Raw genomic sequence first — 6,000 nt, 5'->3', positions numbered from 1 at the left:
AGTTGTTTAATACTTACTCCTCACACTCCCCATCACCCCATCACCCCATCATCCCATCATCCCATCATCCCATCACCCCATCACCCCATCACCCCATCACCCCATCACCCCATCACCCCATCACCCCATCACCCCATTTCACTGTGAGGAACTTGGCTTCAGTCTCTCTCGCCAAGAAGATGCAGGCGTGGAACTAGAAGAACTACTAGCAGACGGCGTATACCTGACTCGAGGGATTACAGGCGTAGAAGAATTTGAATATTGTCTACGTCGTCGCCGTGATTGAGATGACGAAAAATCACTACTAGAAGCTGATTCGTAACTACGATAGCGACGCCGATAGCTTCTTTGGGAACTGGAGTCGTCAACTGCTTGCTGTTCTCGATAGCGGCGTCTGCGTCGTCTTGGGGTTTGTTCTTGCTGCTGTTCTTGCTGTTGATAATTAGTTCTTCTGTATCTTCTTCTGCGGGACGATCGCCCTTGGCTATTATTGGAATCTACCTGTTGACTTTGCCCATCAGAATTCTCGTTATTAGAAGGAGCAGGAGGATTAACAATCCGTTTAGCTTTGATGCGTTGTGCTTTAATAGTACCTTTGCGACCTTCTAGCTTCGGTCTTTCCGGAAACTTCTCGACTGGCATTCCTTCTGTTGCTTTTTCCATGAATTCCCGCCAGGTGTAAGCAGCTGTACTGCTACTACCCGCAGTTGGTTTGTTGTCGTCGTTACCTAACCATACGCCTGTTACTAACTGGGGTATGAAGCCAATAAACCACAAATCTCGAGCTTCATCGGTAGTACCAGTTTTACCTGCAACAGGTCTATCATTTAATTGAGCAGCACCACCTGTACCTGCGTTTACCACATTACGTAACATCCAGGTCATAATTGCGGCACTTTCTGCATCTAAAGCACGCTTTGGCTGAAAATTATCTCTCCAAATTACCTGCCCTTGGCGGTTGAGAATACGGGTGATGCCATGGGGTTCTACGTGTAATCCCTGTGTGGCAAAGGAACCGTAAGCACTTGTTAGTTCCAGTAAATTTACTTCGTTTGAGCCAAGAGCTAGAGAATACATCGGCTTGAGTTCCGATTTAATTCCCATATCATGAGCAAGCTTAATTGTTGGCTCAAATCCTATATCCATCAATACTTTCACCGCAATAATATTTATTGACTTGGTGAGAGCATCTCTCATATTCATCCAGCCGTAGAAATTCTCACTGAAGTTTTTCGGCTCGTAACCATCCACAATCAAGGGTGCATCTTCATAACCATCATAGGGATTTTTACCAGTAGCGATCGCTGTTGCATACACAAATCCTTTAAAAGTCGACCCTGGCTGTCGTTGTGCCTGGGTAACACGATTAAATTGGTTTTTGCTAAAATCTTTTCCCCCAACCATCGCTTTGATTGCACCAGTACGGGGATCAATCGCCACCAAAGCTGCTTGCTTAAAGTTTTCCCAGCTACCTTGATTACGTAAAGTTTTATCTACTGCTTCTTCTGCCATCTTTTGCCAAGACAAGTTTAAGGAGGTTTCCACCGTTAAACCGCCTGCATTCAAAACCTCTGGGGAAACATATTTAGGCAGTTCTTTCTGGATGTAGCTGATAAAGTAGGGAGCTTCAACTTGCCAGCGTTTGGGTTGACTTGGCCTAACGGCTAATTTTTCGCTAACTGCTATATCTTTCTCAATTTTGGTAATATACCCGTCTTCATACATCCGTTGCAAAACTAGATTCCGCCGCTGTTGGGCAGATGCTAGATTTACTTGGGGTGAAAAACGGTTTGGGGCCGGAGGTAAAGCAGCGATCACTGCCATTTCCCCTAAGGTGAGTTCATGCACTGGTTTACTAAAATACACCCATGCCGCATCTGCAATCCCGTAGGCTCCTGAACCCAAATACACTAGATTGAGATAACGCTCTAAAATCTGGTCTTTAGACAATTGGTCTTCGATTTTCTGTGCCAGACGAGCTTCTTTGAGCTTACGCCAAATTGTCCGCTCTTGTTTGAGAAAGAGAATTCGTGCTAGCTGTTGGGTGATGGTGCTACCACCTTCGACGACGTTTTGCGATCGCAAATTATTTAAAACTGCTCTCACAATTCCTTGGGCATCAACACCATCGTGTTTGTAAAATCTTCTATCTTCTGAGGCAATAAAAGCTTTTTTGAATTTATCTGGTATTTCCTCTAGTTTCAACTGTTCTCTAGTTGCTTCTCCCTGCTGTTGCAAAATCGTCCCATCAGCAGCTTTGATGGTTAATGTTTGCTCTCTGACAACAGCACTGAGTTCAGTTTTATTTGGTAATGTCTGGTCTATTGACCAAACTCCATAACAAACAGCAGCGACACCGCCGCTGACGCCCAAGCCAGCCCAAAACCAATAACGACGGTATAACGGTTTATGACTGCCAGGAAGCTTGGCAACTACCTGAGTTAATATCTGCTTAGCTTGCTCTAGTTTTGTTGGTGGCCGGTTCTCATCATGATTTTGTTCATTTGTGGATTCCTCTTTTGCTTGGGTATCACCTACTGCCGACCCAGATTTTTCTGTTTGAGAATCACTCAATTTTGTAGTTCTTTCTTTAAACCAGGAGGTAAACTTCCCCACGTCAGCTCCTCACTTTCAGTAGTTCCAACCTAACCACCATGAAATTTTCAGATTGGTACACAACGTTTGTGTTTGTACAGTATCCTAATAAATTATTCACTTAATTCACTATATAACAAATAAGATTTCTTAAGATTAATATTAAAGATATTTGCGAGATTTATACCTGCTCTTCAGTAATATTTTGGAGTCGGAAAATAGTTGAAAATATTTGCAAACAGCAAACTCCAGCTACAGAAAACAAACGATGCCAGCAAAGATGAGTGGAAGTCTGTTGCAGTAGCTTTAGGTAGTAACATAGGAGATTCCTATACAATTTTAGAGACGGCTATCAAAAATTTGGCTCAAATACCAGGTATTATCTTAGAAGCGAGATCCAATTGGTACAAAACTAAAGCTGTAGGTCCACCACAACCAGACTATTTGAATGGTTGTGTGATTATGCAAGTCAATATGACACCAGATTTATTATTGGCAAGCTTGCTAGAAGTAGAAAAAAAATTTGGGCGCGTCCGGAAAGAGCGTTGGGGCCCTCGCACACTGGATTTAGATTTGTTGTTATATGATGACTTAATTTTGCATACGCCAAACTTGCAAATTCCCCATCCGAGAATGCGGGAACGTGCTTTTGTCTTAGTGCCGTTAGCAGAAATAGCCCCAAATTGGGTAGAGCCAGTCACCGGACGCTCCATTCAAGAACTAGCTAAAGATGTAGACTGTTCTGAAGTGCATTTATTAACGAATATATGATTTTACAGCAATACAATTAGGCGTGTAGGGGAATCAGGGTATATGGGTGTTGTTATTTGTTGAAATGATTTGCCGTGACACCCTTACACCCTGTAAATCCATCCACCTTTTTTCTTGCGACTTTTATTAAACTAAAAAACTTAACTATGCCATTAGGTAGAGAATTACCCCAACTACTAAAACAACGTCTGTTCTACAGAGGACGTAAGTTTGATTTTGAGGTCAACCGCTTGCGTTTGCCTAACAAATCAGAAGGAGAGTGGGAGTGCATTCGTCACCCCGGAGGCGCTTTAGCTGTACCTATAACGCCAGAGGGTAAACTCGTTCTCGTACGTCAGTATCGTTTTGCAGTTGGGGGAAGGTTGTTAGAGTTTCCAGCAGGAACTGTAGAGGCAAACGAAGATCCCTTGGATACAGTGAAGCGGGAAATAGAAGAAGAAACTGGTTATCGCGCTCATAAGTGGCAAACCTTGGGAGAATTTTTTATTGCTCCTGGATATTCTGATGAAATTATTTATGCTTTTTTGGCTCAAGATTTAGAAAAGCTGGAAACACCACCAGCACAAGAAGAAGACGAGGATATAGAAACAGTTTTACTGACTCCGCAAGAGTTGGAGAAAGCGATTCTACAAGGTGAACCTATAGATGCTAAATCGATTTCTAGCTTTTTCCTAGTTCGTAATTTCCTTTTGGGTGATAAAAAAGACATTTGAGCAATGCATCTTGTAGGGTAAAGGGTAAAAATTCACCTTTTTCCCACAACAAGTGTGTTGACAATTGCAGCAATCATTAAACCTTGTGCTATATTGTATTTATTGTTGTAAACAACCCGGAGCTAATAAGCTCTGCCTTTTTGAGACTACCACCGCTTAGGCAACAAGGAGGTGATGCCCATGACAGATAGTAGTAAATGCATGGGTCATCAGGTTGCAGTAAGCCGGCTGTGCGCCGGGGCTGTTCTCTAAAAGTCAGCTTTAGTCTTATTGAGAGACTAAGTTACCTCAAGCAGCTAAGCTGATTGGGAGTTCCTTCCGGCAGTTAGGTTGCAACCTGAAGACCCAACTAGACCGCTCTTACCTAGATCACCGGATCTAAAGTAAGAGCGGATAGTTTTTAGAGGATGTTTGAAAAGTTTTGGGCGAATAGAATTCGCTACTACACAAGCAAAGTCCACCTCCGTGGACTAATAAAAAAGTAAGGATATGAACCCGCGCAGGCGGGTTTTGCCTGTGTAGCCAAGCCAGTGCGGTGGACGGGTCTCCCGGCATAAAGCACCTGGCGTGCGACTTCTAGTCGCCTGGGCTAGTAATAAATTAGACTTTACAAACATCCTCTTACATATAGATATTTTATAGTTTAGCGAACGAAGAGGATACGCGTTTGGTTATCTGCGTGTCTGGGCGCTTTATCTGCCCTTCTGCTTTCTTAAATTGGCATAGCTCTTGCTTGGTTTAAGTTTTAAAAAAATTTTATAAAAAAACTATAATTGTGTATCAAATCATGGGAACCCTACGCAATTAACTGCGTCTTGGCATTAGGGTAAATAAAGCTAAATATTTCAATGGAAACTTCAACGTAAAAGCCAAAAATATCCTACTTTTAGCAGAGGTAACAACAAAATCAAAAATTCATTTATTACTCGACCACATAAGTTTTGAGGAGTTGCGAGGGGTTAGATCCCCGACTTTTTTAAAAAAGTCGGGGATCTGGCCAACCTATGAAAATCAATGTGGTGAAATATTAGGTAAAATCTACTATCTTTTATTTTGCCAGTTCATTATCAATAATATATTAAGTCCGAATCATTACTCTATATTCCGATTGCGCTCACACCTATGAGCTAATACCCTAATTACCCATTATCGACGCTGACAGATAGTACAAGTATTTAAGCAGGCATGAGATTGAGTCTTTCTGGCTAGATAAAAGCATAGAATTTAGAGTAGTGATTTCCATTATCAACCTCCTCAAACACAAAATATTACTAACTAATTAAATTAGGAGTTGATGATATGGCACAGTTACTTACAGAGGCAGAAATTCAGGATTTAGCAAGCAACCTCTCAGGCTGGACAGTAGAGGGGTCAAAATTGTCCTGTCAGCGTAAGTTTAAAGATTTTTTACAAGCAATAGAGTTTGTCAATAAACTTGTTGAACCCGCTGAGTCAGCAGGGCATCATCCAGATATAGAGATTTCTTATAACAAAGTTAAAATTACACTGACAACCCATGATGCAGGTGGTTTAACGCAGAAAGATTTTGAGTTAGCCAAGGAGATTTCTCAGATAAGTTAAGTAATTACTCTTAGTAGCTGAAATCATAAATTACAACAGACCTGTCTAAGTTTTAACAAGTAGATTTTGGGTATGGTTTTTTAAGAGGTGATCAATTTTATGATTTAGGGCACTAAACTATGCTTGAAATTTCAAGATTAACCAAGGGAAATGTGACAGTTGTATATGCGAACTCTCACGTGTTGCCATCTGACTCAGATGTTTTATAATGACAAGCTATAAGGATATGTTTTTGCGTAAGTTAATCACATAAAGCTTAACTTTCTAGAATTTAATTTACTGTTTAGCTTGGCAAAAACTAAAATTGTCTTTAAGGGCAATATGCCTCATCCACAGGTTT

4 protein-coding genes are annotated in these 6,000 nt (G+C 41.4%); 3 read left to right on the top strand and 1 reads right to left on the bottom strand.

The window, feature by feature from the left end; all coding sequences use genetic code 11:
• Positions 1 to 138: 138 nt before the first annotated feature.
• Positions 139 to 2,616 (bottom strand): transglycosylase domain-containing protein, encoded by a 2,478-nt coding sequence (locus UYI_RS0101020; protein ID WP_016864835.1) that lies wholly within the window; start codon positions 2,614 to 2,616, stop codon positions 139 to 141.
• Positions 2,617 to 2,817: 201 nt separating this feature from the next.
• On the opposite strand from UYI_RS0101020, the gene folK reads away from it, so the two are divergent.
• The 3 genes from folK to UYI_RS0101005 all read left to right on the top strand — a co-directional run bounded on the left by folK (position 2,818) and on the right by UYI_RS0101005 (position 5,660).
• Complete coding sequence (folK, locus tag UYI_RS0101015) at positions 2,818 to 3,366, top strand: 2-amino-4-hydroxy-6-hydroxymethyldihydropteridine diphosphokinase (protein ID WP_016864834.1); 549 nt, start codon at positions 2,818 to 2,820, stop codon at positions 3,364 to 3,366.
• A gap of 146 nt (positions 3,367 to 3,512) precedes the next feature.
• Entirely contained in the window at positions 3,513 to 4,079 is a 567-nt protein-coding gene (locus UYI_RS0101010) for an NUDIX hydrolase (protein ID WP_016864833.1), read from the top strand.
• A 1,299-nt stretch (positions 4,080 to 5,378) separates the two neighbouring features.
• Positions 5,379 to 5,660: a 4a-hydroxytetrahydrobiopterin dehydratase gene (locus UYI_RS0101005; protein WP_016864832.1), complete on the top strand. Its 282-nt coding sequence runs from the start codon at positions 5,379 to 5,381 to the stop codon at positions 5,658 to 5,660.
• Positions 5,661 to 6,000 lie beyond the last annotated feature (340 nt).

The sequence above is a fragment of the Fischerella muscicola PCC 7414 genome, from assembly GCF_000317205.1.
GTDB lineage: Bacteria > Cyanobacteriota > Cyanobacteriia > Cyanobacteriales > Nostocaceae > Fischerella > Fischerella muscicola.
This window is presented reverse-complemented; position numbering and strand designations above follow the sequence as displayed.

Excerpts from the sequence above, each read along its gene's own strand:
- UYI_RS0101010 (WP_016864833.1), top strand. The coding sequence starts at position 3,513 with ATGCCATTAGGTAGAGAATTACCCCAACTACTAAAACAACGTCTGTTC.
- UYI_RS0101005 (WP_016864832.1), top strand. The coding sequence starts at position 5,379 with ATGGCACAGTTACTTACAGAGGCAGAAATTCAGGATTTAGCAAGCAAC.